This window comes from Mycolicibacterium canariasense (genome assembly GCF_002101555.1).
Classification (GTDB): domain Bacteria; phylum Actinomycetota; class Actinomycetes; order Mycobacteriales; family Mycobacteriaceae; genus Mycobacterium; species Mycobacterium canariasense.
The window spans coordinates 34,381-48,964 of sequence record NZ_LQOL01000013.1 but is presented as its reverse complement, the minus strand read 5'-3'; the positions used below and the strand labels follow the sequence as shown (position 1 = coordinate 48,964).

The following is a 14,584-nucleotide window of genomic DNA, read 5'->3' as shown; positions in this document are numbered from 1 at the left end:
AGTCCGGCCGCCCCCGCGGCAGCGGCCCCGGCCGCCAAGGCCCCGCAGCCCGCGGCCGCCGCGACCCCGGCGCCGGCGCTGGCCCACCTGCGCGGCACCACGCAGAAGGCCAACCGGATCCGTCAGATCACGGCGAAGAAGACCCGCGAAAGCCTGCAAACCACAGCACAATTGACGCAGACACACGAGGTCGACCTGACCAAGATCGTGGCGCTGCGGGCCAAGGCCAAGAAGAGCTTCGCCGAGCGCGAGGGCGTCAACCTGACCTTCCTGCCCTTCTTCGCCGTCGCGGTCGTCGACGCGCTCAAGGCGCACCCGAACGTCAACGCCAGCTACAACGAGGACACCAAGGAGATCACCTACTACGACGCCGAGCACCTCGGCTTCGCGGTCGACACCGAACAGGGTCTGCTCTCCCCCGTCGTGCACAACGCCGGTGACCTGTCGCTGGCCGGGCTGGCCCGGGCCATCGCCGATATCGCCGCCCGCGCCCGCTCGGGCAACCTCAAGCCCGACGAGTTGTCCGGCGGCACCTTCACCATCACGAACATCGGCAGCCAGGGGGCCCTGTTCGACACCCCGATCCTGGTGCCGCCGCAGGCCGCGATGCTGGGTACCGGCGCCATCGTCAAACGCCCGCGCGTGGTGGTCGACGAGAACGGCAATGAGTCGATCGGTGTGCGTTCCGTCGCCTACCTGCCGCTGACCTACGACCACCGCCTCATCGACGGCGCCGACGCCGGCCGCTTCCTCACCACGATCAAGCGGCGGCTTGAAGAGGGCGCGTTCGAGGCCGACCTGGGTCTCTAATGTCGGTGCAGGGACCCGGCGTGATCGCGATCGCCGGGTCATCGGGGCTGATCGGATCGGCGTTGACCACGGCGTTGCGCGCCGCCGATCACCGGGTGATTCGCATCGTGCGGCGCGCACCGAGCAACGCCGACGAGCTGTTCTGGAACCCGGCGGCCGGCGACTTCGACATCGGCGGGCTGGCCGGTGTCGACGCCGTGGTGAATCTCTGCGGCATCAACGTCGGCTCGCGGCGGTGGTCGGGTTCGTTCAAGCAGAACCTGCGGGACAGCCGGATCGTGCCGACCGAGGTGCTGGCCGGCGCCGTCGCCGACGCGCAGGTCCCGGTTCTGCTCAACGCGAGCGCGGTGGGGTTCTACGGCGACACCCGCAACAAGGTCGCCGACGAGACCGCGCCACAAGGTCAGGGTTTCCTGGCCCAGTTGTGCGCGGACTGGGAGGCGGCCACCGCACCCGCCGCCGAGGGCGGCGCGCGCGTGGTGCTGGTGCGCACCGGTCTGGTGCTGTCGCCGTCCGGCGGGGTGCTCGGCCGGCTGCGCCCGCTGTTCAACCTGGGGTTGGGGGCCCGGCTGGGCAACGGCCGCCAGTACTTCCCGTGGATCACGCTGGAAGACCAGGTGCGGGCATTGCTGTTCGCCATCACCCATGACGAGCTGGCCGGCCCGGTCAACTTCACCGGGCCCGCGCCGGTGACCAATGGTGCGTTCACCACCGCGCTGGGCCGGGCGCTCAACCGCCCGACCCCGATGATCGTGCCGGGTATCGCCTTGCGCGCGGTGCTCGGCGAGTTCGCCGACGAGGGGCTGTTGTTCGGGCAGCGGGCCATCCCGGCCGCACTGGAACGGGCGGGATTCCGGTTCCACCACAACACCGTCGGCGAGGCCCTGGCGTATGCCACCCGCACCGCCACGACCGGGTAGTTTGGCTGCTATGTCCTCCATCCGATCGTCGACCACGGCGCTTGAGATCAGGCCGCTGGGGACGGTGGACTACGCCGACGCGTGGGCGTTGCAGCGGGAGATCGCCGATGCCCGAGTGGCCGGCGGACCCGACACCCTGCTGTTGCTGGAGCATCCACCGGTGTACACCGCAGGCAAGCGAACCTTGCCCGAGGAACGTCCCACCGACGGCACCCCGGTGGTGGATACCGACCGCGGCGGCAAGATCACCTGGCACGGGCCCGGTCAGCTGGTCGGCTATCCGATCATCGGGTTGACCGAACCGCTCGACGTCGTGAATTTCGTTCGGCGCCTTGAGGAAGCACTCATCACGGTGTGCGTGGAACTCGGTGTCGAGGCGGGCCGGGTCGAGGGCCGATCGGGTGTGTGGGTGCCAGGCACGCCGGCGCGCAAGGTCGGGGCCATCGGTATCCGGGTCGCCCGCGGGGTGACGTTGCACGGCTTCGCCCTGAACTGCGATTGCGACCTCGGCGCATTCGGCGGCATCATCCCCTGCGGCATCTCCGACGCCGGTGTCACCTCGCTGAGCGCCGAGCTGCAGCGGCGGGTCACCGTGAAAGATGTCACGGACGCCGTCGCCGACGCGGTGGCCGGCGCTTTGGATGGACAAATCCGCGTAGCATTGCCGTCGTGAGTATTCCGGAGGGCAGGAGCGTAGCAACCGCGGGAACGGCTCAGCCCGAGGGCCGTAAGTTGCTGCGCCTGGAGGTGCGTAACGCCGAGACGCCGATCGAGCGGAAACCGCCGTGGATCAAGACCCGGCTGCGCACCGGCCCGGAGTACACCGAACTGAAGAACCTGGTGCGCCGCGAGGGCTTGCACACGGTGTGCGAGGAAGCCGGCTGCCCCAACATCTACGAATGCTGGGAAGACCGCGAGGCCACCTTCCTCATCGGTGGCGAGCAGTGCACCCGCCGCTGTGATTTCTGCCAGATCGACACTGGCAAGCCCGCCGAGCTGGACCGTGACGAACCGCGCCGGGTCGCCGAGAGCGTGCAGGCCATGGGACTGCGGTACTCGACGGTCACCGGGGTGGCCCGCGACGATCTGCCCGACGGCGGGGCCTGGCTGTACGCCGAGACCGTCCGCCAGATCCACGCGCTGAACCCCAACACCGGGGTGGAGTTGCTGGCCCCGGACTTCAACGGGATCCCCGAACAACTCGAAGAGGTCTTCGCCTCACGCCCAGAGGTGTTCGCGCACAACGTCGAAACCGTGCCGCGCATCTTCAAGCGGATCCGTCCGGCGTTCCGCTACCAGCGCAGCCTCGATGTCCTGACCGCGGCGCGTAACTACGGGCTGGTCACCAAGTCCAACCTGATCCTGGGCATGGGTGAGACCACCGACGAGGTGCGCACCGCGCTGGCCGATCTGCACGAGGCCGGCTGCGACATCGTCACCATCACCCAGTACCTGCGTCCGTCGCCGCGGCATCACCCGGTGGACCGGTGGGTGCACCCCGACGAGTTCGTCGAGCTGTCGGCCTTCGCCGAGAGCCTCGGCTTCGCCGGCGTGCTGGCCGGGCCACTGGTGCGCTCCTCCTACCGCGCCGGCCGGTTGTACGAGCAGGCGGCGCGCGTGCGTCCGCCTGTTTCCTGAGCCGTATCCTCAGGGCTATGGCGAAATCGCGTACCCCCGCCCAGAGCAAGGCCGCCAAGGCCGAGGCGAAGGCCGCCCGCAAGGCGGCGTCCAAGCAGCGTCGCAGTCAGCTCTGGCAGGCGTTTCAGATGCAGCGCAAAGAGGACAAGCGCCTGCTGCCCTACATGATCGGCGCGTTCGTCCTGATCGTGGCGGCGTCGGTGGCGCTCGGGCTGTTCGCCGGTGGCTTCACCGCCTACATGCTGATCCCCCTCGGGGTCGTGCTGGGCGCCCTCGTCGCGTTCATCATCTTCGGCCGGCGCGCGCAGAAGTCGGTGTACCGCAAGGCCGAGGGCCAGACGGGTGCGGCGGCTTGGGCGCTGGACAACATGCGCGGCAAGTGGCGGGTCACCCCCGGCGTCGCGGCGACCGGGAACTTCGACGCCGTGCACCGGGTGATCGGCCGTCCCGGCGTCATCTTCGTCGCCGAGGGATCGCCGTCGCGCGTCAAACCGCTGCTCGCCCAGGAGAAGAAGCGCACCGCCCGGCTGGTGGGCGACGTGCCGATCTACGACATCGTGGTCGGTAACGGCGAGGGCGAGGTGCCGCTGTCCAAGCTGGAGCGGCATCTGATGAAGCTGCCGGCAAATATCAACGCCAAGCAGATGGATGCGCTGGAGTCCAAGCTGGTGGCCCTGGGTTCCAAGGTCGGCCCGGCGGCCATGCCGAAGGGTCCGCTCCCCAACGCCGGCAAGCTGAAGGGTATGCAGCGCACGGTCCGCCGCAGGTGAGCTGACTTTCCCGCGAACGTTGATTACCGCGCGAATTCTCGCGCATAGTTCGGGCACGCCGTCACGTTCGGCGGCGCAGGGAACCGGACTCACCACGCTTGCGTCAGTGCAAGCATGGACTGGCCATTCCTCGGCACCGAGGCCGTTGCCGCGGGCACGGTCAATCGCTATCGGCTGGCGACGCACCACGACCAGCTGTTTCGCAACGTGTACGTGCCGAAAGGCTACGAGCCGACACCGGTCGACAAGGCCGTAGGCGCGTGGCTCTGGTCGGGCCGGCGGGCCATCGCGGCCGGTTTGTCCGCCGCTGCGCTGCACGGATCCAAGTGGATCGACCCGAGGCTGCCCGCCGAACTGAACCAACCGAGCCGGCGCAAGACCAAGGGCATCCTGCTGCACAGCGACGCTCTGGCGCCGGATGAGATCTGCCTGGTCGGCGACACTCCCGCCACCACGCCGGCGCGGACGGCCTACGACCTGGGCCGGCGTCCCGGCAGCACGATGGCGGTCATCCGGCTGGATGCGCTGATGCAGGCCACCGGGCTGAAGCCGGCGGAGATCGCGGTGACCGCCGACCAGCACCGCGGCGCGCGCGGGATCGTCGACCTGCGCGCGGCCATCGACCTGTCCGACCCCGGCGCCGAATCACCGCAGGAGACGCGCACGCGCCTGGTGCTGACCGGGGCCGGGTTACGGCCGACGCACACCCAGATCGAGGTGTACGACGGGTTCGCGTTCATCGCCCGGATCGACATGGGCTGGCCGGCGTGGAAGGTCGGCGTCGAATACGACGGGACTCAGCATTGGACCGATCCCGCTGTCCGCAACCACGACATCGATCGCCAAGCCGAACTGGAGCGACTCGGCTGGCGGATCATCCGGGTGAACGCCGACCTGTTGCGGTACCGAACCGGTGTGCTGATCGGCCGGGTCCGGGCGGCGTTGCTCTCTGCCGGCGCGAACGTGAACTCGTGCGCGAACTCCGCGCGATTCATCGAGCGGTAATCAACGTTCGCGGGGAATGAAGAGAGGGTCAGCGGCGGATGACGGCGGTGGCCGTCGCCCGGTCCTGCAGTCCGCGCAGGTCGGCGTCGGTGAACAGCGGCGGCACCACCGTCGCGATCAGCAGGCCGCGCCCGACGGCCCGGCCCAACCCCACGTAGTCACGACGGCCGTCGACCGGGACGACCATCAGCCCCATCACGAATTGCCCTGGGCTGAACCCGAACAGCCGCACCGACAGCACGCCGAGGACGAACCACACACCGAGCACGGCGGTGGACAGCGATGTCATCGAGACCCAGCCGAACGTCATGCCCAGTGCGGCCAGTCCGTATCCGATCAGCCAGTCGATCAGCAGCGCGGCGGCCCGTCGGCCGAACCGTGCGATGGAGCCGGGTCCGCGTTCGGGCATGCCCAACCGCTGCCCGGGATACTCTCCGGGTCCATACCCTGGCTGCGGTCCGGACAGCCAGGACGCGATTTCGCGGGCCATGCGCCCAAGCATAGAGCGGACCCGATGGCGTAACGTCCACGCAACATATGGTTGATCGCGGTGCAACATCATTTCCCTAGCGTCACCGGCGGGTAACCAGTCAAAGGAGAGCACTCAGTGGCAGAAAAGACAGCGGACGACCTCTTCAAGCTGATCAAGGACGAGAACGTCGAGTACGTGGACATCCGTTTCTGCGATCTGCCCGGTGTCGTCCAGCACTTCTCGATCCCGGCTTCGGCCTTCGACGAGAGCGTGTTCGAAGACGGCCTGGCGTTCGACGGCTCGTCGGTCCGCGGCTTCCAGTCCATCCACGAATCCGACATGATGCTGCTGCCGGACCCCGACACCGCACGCATCGACCCGTTCCGGGCTGCCAAGACGCTGAACCTCAACTTCTTCGTCCACGACCCGTTCACCCGCGAGGCCTACTCCCGCGACCCGCGCAACGTCGCCCGCAAGGCCGAGAACTACCTGGCCAGCACCGGCATCGCCGACACCGCCTACTTCGGTGCCGAGGCCGAGTTCTACATCTTCGACTCGGTGACCTTCGACTCGAAGATCAACGGCACCTTCTACGAGGTCGACTCCGAGTCGGGCTGGTGGAACACCGGTGAGCCGTTCGAGTCCGACGGCAGCGCCAACCGCGGGTACAAGGTCCGTCCCAAGGGCGGCTACTTCCCCGTCGCTCCGTACGACCACTACGTGGATCTGCGCGACGAGATGGCCACCAACCTGCAGAACGCCGGGTTCACCCTGGAGCGCGGCCACCACGAGGTGGGCACCGCCGGGCAGGCCGAGATCAACTACAAGTTCAACACCATGCTCGCCGCCGCCGACGACGTGTTGCTGTTCAAGTACATCATCAAGAACACGGCGTGGGCGAACGGCAAGACCGTCACCTTCATGCCGAAGCCGCTGTTCGGTGACAACGGCTCGGGCATGCACGTGCACCAGTCGCTGTGGAAGGACGGCAAGCCGCTGTTCCACGACGAGTCCGGCTACGCCGGCCTGTCGGATCTGGCCCGCCACTACATCGGCGGCATCCTGCACCACGCCCCGTCGCTGCTGGCGTTCACCAACCCGACGGTGAACTCCTACAAGCGTCTGGTTCCGGGTTATGAGGCCCCGATCAACCTGGTGTACAGCCAGCGCAACCGCTCGGCCTGTGTCCGTATCCCGATCACCGGCAACAACCCGAAGGCCAAGCGCCTCGAGTTCCGCTGCCCGGACAGCTCGGGCAACCCGTACCTGGCGTTCGCGGCCATGCTGATGGCCGGTATCGACGGCATCAAGAAGAAGATCGAGCCGCAGGCCCCGGTCGACAAGGACCTCTACGAGCTGCCGCCGGACGAGGCCGCCAACATCCCGCAGGCCCCGACCTCGCTGGCCGCGGTGATCGACCGCCTCGAGGCGGATCACGACTACCTCACCGAGGGTGGCGTGTTCACCGAGGACCTGATCGAGACGTGGATCAGCTACAAGCGGGAGAACGAGATCCTGCCCGTGCAGATCCGCCCTCACCCGTACGAGTTCTCGCTGTACTACGACGTCTAAGTCGGCACCGCCGACGCGACGTCCAAGTCGGCACCGCCGACGCGACGTCCAAGTCGGCACCGCCGACGCGACGTCCAAGTCGGCACCGCCGACACGACGTCCAAGCGAGGCCCCCGGTTCGCCGGGGGCCTCGTTTGCGTCTGCGCTCGATGTTCTCCTGCCGTAGGCTCACGGACCTGTGAGCCTCGACGAATTCTGTTCGTCCGACCAGTGGAGCATGCTCCTCGCCGCCCCTGAGCACTCCAAACTCGCTGCCGCACTGGGCGGCTTCCTCATCACCGCGATCGCCTTGTACCTCAAGGGCGAGGTGCGAGAGAGCGTGCACACACTCGCCCTGTTCTCCTCGGCAGTCCTGATCTTGGTTCTCAGCGCCTTCGTCTCCGGCACCGTCGCCGGTGCCGTGGTGCCGGAAGGCGCTCAGCGCGATGGGATCTGCGCGATCGCCTGGGCTCAGGGTGCGCTGGCCACCAGCATGCTGGCCGCCGGGACGGCGGCATTGTTCGGGGGGCTGGGCTGGCTTCTGGCCGGACATGCCGTCGAGAAGCTGGCCGAACCGCAGGCTGCGCCGTCGAACGGCTACCGGTTCCTGATCGGGCTCGGCAGCTGGCTGACCTTCGCCGCGGCGATGACCACCACTCTGCTGCTGAGCGAGACATCAATCGACTACCTGCATTTCGCGTTTCACGGTCGACCCGAACGATGGCTCGTCGGGCTCGTCGTCCTGGGCTCGGCAGCGGTGGTGCTGGCATCGTTCGTCTTCGTCTTGCGTGCCTCCGGTGAGCGATGGACGTTGGGCGCCCTGAAGGTGGCCACGGTGTGCGTCGTCGCCTTGGGGGTGGGCGCGTCCTGGCTGTCGATGACGCTGGCCCGGTTCCCGAAGGACTGGCTGACCTCCCCCGCGCCGCCGATCGTCCTCATGGTGCTCGTCCTCACGTTCGCCCTGCCTGCCGTGATCGCCGGCGCGATCTGCTTCTCCGCGCCCAACGCACGCCGGATGTGAACCTGCCGGGGCCTTCGTGCTGTTCAGTAAGGTGAACCTATGAACAACCTGAATACTCGCTTGGAAGCATTCGCACCGACGGTGCTGAGCCTGGTCCGCATCGTGTTCGGTTTACTGTTCACGGCGTTCGGCACGTCGAAGCTGTTCGACTGGCCCATCGCGATGGGCATCCCCACGGGCAACTGGCCGGCCTGGTACGCCGGCCTGATCGAGTTGGTGTGCGGCCTGCTGATCATGACGGGGCTGTTCACCCGGATCGCGGCCTTCGTCGCCTCGGGCTCGATGGCGGTCGCCTACTTCTGGCAGCATCAGCCGCTGGGATTGTGGCCCATCGTCGACCCCCAGTACGGCGGCAACGGCGGCCTCTCGGCGATCCTGTTCTGCTTCGTCTTCTTCCTGCTGGTGTTCACCGGCGGCGGCCGGTACGCGCTCGATGCGCTGCGCGGCCGCACGACCCAGTCGTAGAGATAAGCGGACCGTAGTCCTATTATGGGCGCATGGCATCGCCCGAGCTGGAAACCAAACTGACCTCCTTCGCCCCCATCGTGCTGTCGGTGTTCCGCATCATCGTCAGCCTGGAGCTGCTCACCCACGCCGGGGCCCACCTGTTCGGGTGGCCCGCCGATATGCAGGCACCCGTCGGCACCTGGCCATATTGGTACGGCGGCGTCCTCGAACTCATCACCGGCGCGCTACTGCTGGTCGGGCTGTTCACCCGCGCGGCGGCGTTCCTCGCGTCGGGTGTGATGGCTTTCGCGTACTTCAGCCAGCACGCTCCGGAGAGCTTCTGGCCGCTGGTCAACAACGGCGAGCCGGCACTGCTGCTGTGCTTCGCGTTCTTCCTGCTGGTCTTCACCGGCGGGGGCGCGCTGGCCGTCGACGCGGTGCGCAAGCGCAAGGCCTGAGTTCAGCCCGCCTCCCGTGCCCACGCGGGCATCACGAAGATGCCCTCGGCCTCGACGGTGACCCCTTCGGCGTCCAGAATCCGGCCCCGGGCAAAGGCTTTGAAGCCTTCGGTGCGATCGACCCAGGCTTCGGCGCGCAGCGGGCCGAGTGGTGTGCCGCGCAGGTACTTCAGGGTCAACGTGCCGGTGAACCGCGGTATGGTCAGCCCCTCGCTGGCTGCCTCGCCGAGCAGGTGGTCCAGCACCAGGGCGCAGATGCCGCCGTGCACCCGGTTCGGCGGGCCCTCGTAGGCCGCACCGAGGGTGAATTCGGTCCAGCACCGGCCCGTCTCGGTGTGCTGGATCTGCAGCGGCGGCGCAATCGCGTTGCGCCACCCGATGGCCGGGTCGGCCCAGGCCACCGGGCGTCCGGTGATCTCGTGCCGCAGGGTGCGCGGTCCGTCGTGCTGGCGGCGGTCCAGCGACGCGGTGACGGCTTCGATCGACGCCACCGCCGCCCGGACCGTCTCGTCGTCCACACTGGTCCGGATGCTGGCATCCACGAGTTTGCGGACGGCCGCCGTCAGGGGGCCGTACAACTCCTGCAGCCGGTCGTGCTCGTCGGCACTGATCACCTCGAACGGAACACTCATCAACCGGTTCTATCAGTCCCCGCCGGCATTGCCACAATCAAGCGCTAATCGCGCCTTACGCGCGCGTCAACGACTATCGTCTCCCCATGAGCGACGCACGGATCTGCGGTCACGCCCGATACGTCGGTCGGGTGGGGGCGCTCGCCGTCGCGCTCGGGATCGGGGTGGGCATCGCCGCCGTACCCGCCGTGGCCGTGGCCGAACCCGAGACCACGTCGGCCGACACGTCCGGCACCGGCACGTCCGCCACCGCGAGCACCCCGGATACCACGGGCGCCACTGCTGCCGCCGCGGCGGCCGAACCACAGACCGCGGCGGCCACGGTGACCGTGCCGCAGCCGAAGGCCGATACCGAGCACAAGACCGACAAGCCCACCACCAAGAAGAACCGAAAAACGTTGCCGCGCAGCGCCACCCGCGCCCCGAAGAAGACCGCGCCGACCGCCGAGCCGGCGGCATCGAGCAAGGCCGACGAGCCACCGGCCAAGACCAAAACAGCCACGGCGCAACCCGCGCCCACCGTCACCGCCGCGGTCAGTTCCGTTGTCCAGCAACCGGTTCCCACAACCGCTCCCCGCCCCAGCACCCCACCGCTGGTCAAAGCGGTGCAGACCTTCCTGACCGCACTCACCGCCCCGTTCCTCGGCGGCGGGCCGGTTCCCCACCTCGAGTTCCCCGGCCTGTGGGTCCTGATGGCCGCCGCCCGCCGGGAACTGGGGCTCTCGGATGCCACCGTTGCCACCACCACCCGCAGCACCGAAACCCAGACCGTCAGCGCCCTGAGCCTGACCACGGCCGCCGCCACGGTGACCAACCTGCCGCCGCAACCCGGCACCACCACCCTGGGCGACCCGGATCCCACCACGGGTGCGGTGACCGGCCAGGTCCACGCCACCGACCCGGAGGGTAAGACGGTGACCTACGCCCTGGTCACCCCGCCGACGCTGGGCACCGTCAAGTTCAGCTCCACCGGCGCGTTCACCTACACCCCCACCGCCGCGCAGCGCGTCGAAGCCGGCCTCGGTTCGGTTCCCGACGCCGTGTTCCGCGTGACGGCGTACGACGGCAGCACCGCCAAGGTGCCGTTCGACGTGGCGGTTCCGATCGACCCGACCCCGGTGCAAATGCTCGGCCCGGTCGGCACCGGCCGCTCCACCGCCGTCGCGGCAACCAACACCCGGGCCTACCTGGCCGACACCGCGACCGGGACGCTGACGGTGGTCAACACCCTGGACGGCACGGTCATCACGACCATCGCGGTCGGCCGCAACCCGACGGCCGTCGCGGTACGGCCGGACGGCAAGTTCGTCTACGTCGCCGACACCGCCGGCAAGACCATCTCGGTGATCGACGCGGCCACCAACACCGTCAAGCGCACGATCGGCACCAGCGCCACCCCCACCAGCCTGGCCATCAGCCCCTCCGGTGGAACCCTGTTCATCGGCAACGCCACCGGCAAGGTCGCGAAGTTCAGCACGTCGACCAATTCGATCACCGGCTGGATCAGCAACACCGTCGGCGCCACCTCGGTGATCCTGAGCCCCGACGGTAAGAAGCTCTACGCCACCACGCCGGCCGGGGTCGCCGTGTACACCACCTCGTCATGGTGGAACTCCGCCAAAGTGCTTGCCATACCCGGGAATTCACCCACCGCCTTGGCGGCCGGCAAGGATGGGTCGCGGCTGTACGTGGCCACCGACGGCGGCACCGTCAAAGTACTGGAAACCGCCAAGTACACGGTGGTCGACCAGTTCGAGGCCACCGCGCCGGTGCGAGCCGCGACCGTCAGCAAGGACGGGTCGCTGCTGCTGGTCACCGCGACCAGCGGCGAGTTGACGGTCTACAACGCCAAGACCAACGCCCTGCTCACCACACTGGACACCGGCGACACGGTGAACGGCATCGCCGCCAGCCCCGACGGCATGCAGCTCTACACCGCGGGCGGCAGCGCCATGCGGGTGGTGTCCCTGGTACCCTCCAACACCAAACCCGTTGTGGCCGTCCCGATCACCTCCTCCAGCACGGTCACCGGCGTCGTCAGCGGATCCACCGGGGTCACCGACGCCGACGCCGATCCGCTGAAGATCACCGTGCTCAGCGCACCGGTGCGCGGCACCGTCACCTTCGGCGCCGACGGCACGTTCACCTACACCCCGACCGCCACCGCACGGCACAAGGCGGCCGCCGGCACCGCGCCGACCACCGACCTGTCCGACACCTTCACCTTCACCGTCGACGACGGCCGCCGCGGGGTGGTCCGGCAGACCATCACCGTCACCGTGGTCCCGGCCAACAAGACACCGACGGTGAAAACCACGGTGGGCAAACCGAATTCGTCGACCGGAGTGATCACCGGGTCGGTGAAGGGCAGCGACGGCGACGCCGACCGGATCTACTACGAGGGCACCGTCTCGACATTGCAGGGCACCGCCGTGGTCAAGGCCGACGGCACCTTCACCTACACCCCGACGGTCACCGCGCGGCACGCGGCCGCGGCGGCCACCGGCCCCACCCAGGACACCTTCACCGTCATCGTGGACGACGGCCACGGCGCGGTCATCCAGGTGCCGGTCACGGTCACCGTCTCCCCGCGCAACACCGCCCCGACGACGGCCACCGTGAGCACGCCGGTCATCAGCGCCTACACCGGGCGGGTGACCGGCCGGATCACCACCACCGACGCCGACGGCGACACCCTCACCTACACCTCCACCGGCCCGGCCAAGGGCGCCGTGGTGGTCAACCCCGACGGCTCGTTCAGCTACACCCCGACCGCGGCCGCCCGCGCGGCGGGCACCGGCACCGACACCTTCACCGTCACCATCAACGACGGCCACGGCGGCAGCCGGGCGGTCACCGTCACCGTCACCGTGACCGCCTCCAGCCCGGGCAACGACCTGCCCGTGGCGGCCACCAATGCCTATGTGGCCCAAGTCGATCCGTCGACGGGCGTGGTCACCGGCCACGTCGACGCCACCGACTCCACCGCCTTGACCTACCTGCTGAACTCCACCGTCGCGGGCACCGTCGGGTCGGTGATCGTCAACACCGACGGCACCTTCACCTTCAGCCCGAGCACCGCCGCCCGGTACCACTCCTGGTTCACCCCGCAGGCCGACGTGACCACCTTCACCGTCGCCGCCTACGACGGTCAGGACGGCATCCCGGTCGATGTCAGCGTCCCCATCACCGCACTGCACCCGGACGCCGACGGCACGCTGACCCTCGCCGAACTGAAGACCCTGGCCGGCACCGGCGACGTCGATGTCAGCAAGAACCCCAACGGCACCGTGCGCAATATCGACGGCACGTTCACCGTCGCCACGGTGTCCGACGCCGTGTCCGCGGCCGCGGTGCTGAACAAGGTCGCCGGCCTGCTGGGCGCCCCGGCCGGCTTCGCCGACGCCGCGCGGATCGCGGTGTCCACCACGGCCTACAACGGCGACGTGTTCTACCGGCTGTCCCAACGGGTCGGCGGGCTGGACGTGCTGGGCAGCGAGGTGGTGCTGGCCACCGACAGCACCGGGCGGGTCACCGGGCTGGTGAGCAACTACGACTCCGCGCTCGGCAGCGTCAACACCACGCCCACCCCGTCGCTCGGCCATGCCGCCGACGCCGAGGCCATCGTCCGCAACGACCTGCTGGCCGGCCTGGCCGGCACCCCCAGCCAGGCCACCAAGGACGCCTTCCTGGCCACCCTGCACCTCGACACCGATCTGGTGATCTACGACCAGGATGTCAGTGAGAACCTGAACACCCTGGTCCGATTCCACCCGGCCGCGCTGGCCTGGCGGGTGGTGGTCGACTCGGCGCCGGACAGCCCGTACCCGTCCGAGGGCGTCACCTATTTCATCTACGCCAACGGCAGCAACGCCGGCCAGATCTTCTCCGAATTCTCCAGCGCACAGCAGGCTTTGAGCCCGCTGCGGTCCAGCGGCACCGACCTGCTGGGCGCCACCCGCACCGTCGGCGCCGCCAACACCGGATCCACCCTGGTGCTCAACGACCCGACCCGCAACATCACCACCTACACCACCACCTACGTCAGCAGCGGCTGGCCCGGGCTGCCGAGCATCCCCGGCAAGACCGTCACCTACACCTCCAGCTGGGGCACGGCCGCGGTGTCGGCGCAAGCCAACATGACCCGCGTGTACGACTACTACTCGACGGTGCTGGGCCGGACCTCGTTCGACGACAACGGCGCGCCCATCGTGCTCAGCATCGACTACAACCCGAGCGGGTCGGCGGCGACGGGCTGGCGCAATGCGGCCTGGACCGGTTCGGAGCTGGTGTTCGGCGACTCCGGCGCCACCCAGGCCGCCCTGGATCTGGTGGGGCACGAATACACCCACGCGGTCATCCAGTACGTCAACGGGTTCGCCTACCTCGGTGAATCCGGGGCGTTGAACGAGGGCTACGCCGACATCATGGGCGCCCTCGTCGAGAACAAGACCGGAAGTGGCCGATGGCTTTTCGCCGAGGACGCGGCCGGCAACCCGTATCGCAGCATGTCGGACCCGTCGGCCTACGGTCAGCCCGAGACGTACGGCGGACGCTACGTGGACCCCTGTGGCTGCCACGACAACACCACCGATGATTTCGACTACGTGCACAGCAACAGCGGCATCCTGACCTTCGCCGCGTACAAGATGATGGATGCCACCAAGAACGAGGTGTCCGGCGAACAGTGGGCCCGGGTGTTCTACGAGTCGCTGTATCGGATGCCGTCGACGGCCCGGTTCGTCGACGGCCGCTACGCGGTGCTCGCCAGCGCCCGCGCCAACGGATTCACCCCAAGTCAGATCGCGGCGATCAAGACGGCCTTCGACGCGGTCGGGGTGACGGCCTCGTCGCTGTGAG

The 14,584-nt window shown here is 68.6% G+C and carries 13 protein-coding genes; 11 read left to right on the top strand and 2 right to left on the bottom strand.

What is annotated here, in order from left to right:
* The 6 genes from sucB to AWB94_RS01690 form a co-directional block, all read left to right on the top strand.
* The coding region (gene sucB / locus AWB94_RS01715; RefSeq protein ID WP_085122195.1) for a 2-oxoglutarate dehydrogenase, E2 component, dihydrolipoamide succinyltransferase at positions 1-810 on the top strand (810 nt) is incomplete at its 5' end.
* Complete coding sequence (locus tag AWB94_RS01710) at positions 810-1,730, top strand: TIGR01777 family oxidoreductase (protein ID WP_062654613.1); 921 nt, start codon at positions 810-812, stop codon at positions 1,728-1,730. The genes sucB and AWB94_RS01710, both read left to right, overlap by 1 nt.
* A 10-nt stretch (positions 1,731-1,740) precedes the next feature.
* Positions 1,741-2,403, top strand: coding sequence for a lipoyl(octanoyl) transferase LipB (lipB, locus tag AWB94_RS01705; RefSeq protein ID WP_062654612.1), 663 nt, complete (start codon positions 1,741-1,743; stop codon positions 2,401-2,403).
* 2 nt (positions 2,404-2,405) lie between these two features.
* Complete coding sequence (lipA, locus tag AWB94_RS01700) at positions 2,406-3,368, top strand: lipoyl synthase (protein WP_062654703.1); 963 nt, start codon at positions 2,406-2,408, stop codon at positions 3,366-3,368.
* 17 nt (positions 3,369-3,385) lie between these two features.
* Positions 3,386-4,138: a DUF4191 domain-containing protein gene (locus tag AWB94_RS01695; protein ID WP_062654611.1), complete on the top strand. Its 753-nt coding sequence runs from the start codon at positions 3,386-3,388 to the stop codon at positions 4,136-4,138.
* Between the two features lie 114 nt (positions 4,139-4,252).
* Positions 4,253-5,143, top strand: a complete 891-nt coding sequence (locus AWB94_RS01690) for a DUF559 domain-containing protein (protein WP_062654610.1) — start codon at positions 4,253-4,255, stop codon at positions 5,141-5,143.
* Positions 5,144-5,171: 28 nt separating this feature from the next.
* Here the strand turns inward: AWB94_RS01690 and AWB94_RS01685 are convergent, their stop codons facing one another.
* Positions 5,172-5,633 (bottom strand): RDD family protein, encoded by a 462-nt coding sequence (locus AWB94_RS01685; RefSeq protein ID WP_062654609.1) that lies wholly within the window; start codon positions 5,631-5,633, stop codon positions 5,172-5,174.
* Positions 5,634-5,750: 117 nt separating this feature from the next.
* On the opposite strand from AWB94_RS01685, the gene glnA reads away from it, so the two are divergent.
* From glnA to AWB94_RS01665, 4 genes are all read left to right on the top strand, one after another.
* Complete coding sequence (glnA, locus tag AWB94_RS01680; RefSeq protein ID WP_062654608.1) at positions 5,751-7,187, top strand: type I glutamate--ammonia ligase; 1,437 nt, start codon at positions 5,751-5,753, stop codon at positions 7,185-7,187.
* Between the two features lie 178 nt (positions 7,188-7,365).
* A complete protein-coding gene (locus AWB94_RS01675) occupies positions 7,366-8,187 on the top strand; it encodes a hypothetical protein (RefSeq protein WP_109761937.1) in 822 nt (273 codons plus the stop codon).
* Between the two features lie 39 nt (positions 8,188-8,226).
* Positions 8,227-8,652: a DoxX family protein gene (locus tag AWB94_RS01670; RefSeq protein WP_062654607.1), complete on the top strand. Its 426-nt coding sequence runs from the start codon at positions 8,227-8,229 to the stop codon at positions 8,650-8,652.
* 32 nt (positions 8,653-8,684) lie between these two features.
* Positions 8,685-9,092 carry a DoxX family protein gene (locus AWB94_RS01665; RefSeq protein WP_062654606.1) on the top strand — a complete coding sequence of 136 codons (408 nt, stop codon included), beginning with the start codon at positions 8,685-8,687 and terminating at the stop codon, positions 9,090-9,092.
* 2 nt (positions 9,093-9,094) lie between these two features.
* Here AWB94_RS01665 and AWB94_RS01660 read toward each other — a convergent pair whose 3' ends face one another.
* Positions 9,095-9,724, bottom strand: a complete 630-nt coding sequence (locus AWB94_RS01660; protein WP_062654605.1) for a PaaI family thioesterase — start codon at positions 9,722-9,724, stop codon at positions 9,095-9,097.
* Between the two features lie 86 nt (positions 9,725-9,810).
* On the opposite strand from AWB94_RS01660, the gene AWB94_RS01655 reads away from it, so the two are divergent.
* Positions 9,811-14,583: a cadherin-like domain-containing protein gene (locus AWB94_RS01655; protein ID WP_062654604.1), complete on the top strand. Its 4,773-nt coding sequence runs from the start codon at positions 9,811-9,813 to the stop codon at positions 14,581-14,583.
* Position 14,584 lies beyond the last annotated feature (1 nt).

What these genes read in the sequence shown, in the direction of transcription:
- AWB94_RS01710 (WP_062654613.1), top strand. Translation starts at nt 810, where the DNA reads ATGTCGGTGCAGGGACCCGGCGTGATCGCGATCGCCGGGTCATCGGGG.
- lipB (WP_062654612.1), top strand. Translation starts at nt 1,741, where the DNA reads ATGTCCTCCATCCGATCGTCGACCACGGCGCTTGAGATCAGGCCGCTG.
- AWB94_RS01695 (WP_062654611.1), top strand. Translation starts at nt 3,386, where the DNA reads ATGGCGAAATCGCGTACCCCCGCCCAGAGCAAGGCCGCCAAGGCCGAG.
- AWB94_RS01690 (WP_062654610.1), top strand. Translation starts at nt 4,253, where the DNA reads ATGGACTGGCCATTCCTCGGCACCGAGGCCGTTGCCGCGGGCACGGTC.
- AWB94_RS01685 (WP_062654609.1), bottom strand. Translation starts at nt 5,633, where the DNA reads ATGGCCCGCGAAATCGCGTCCTGGCTGTCCGGACCGCAGCCAGGGTAT.
- AWB94_RS01670 (WP_062654607.1), top strand. Translation starts at nt 8,227, where the DNA reads ATGAACAACCTGAATACTCGCTTGGAAGCATTCGCACCGACGGTGCTG.
- AWB94_RS01665 (WP_062654606.1), top strand. Translation starts at nt 8,685, where the DNA reads ATGGCATCGCCCGAGCTGGAAACCAAACTGACCTCCTTCGCCCCCATC.
- AWB94_RS01660 (WP_062654605.1), bottom strand. Translation starts at nt 9,724, where the DNA reads ATGAGTGTTCCGTTCGAGGTGATCAGTGCCGACGAGCACGACCGGCTG.
- AWB94_RS01655 (WP_062654604.1), top strand. Translation starts at nt 9,811, where the DNA reads ATGAGCGACGCACGGATCTGCGGTCACGCCCGATACGTCGGTCGGGTG.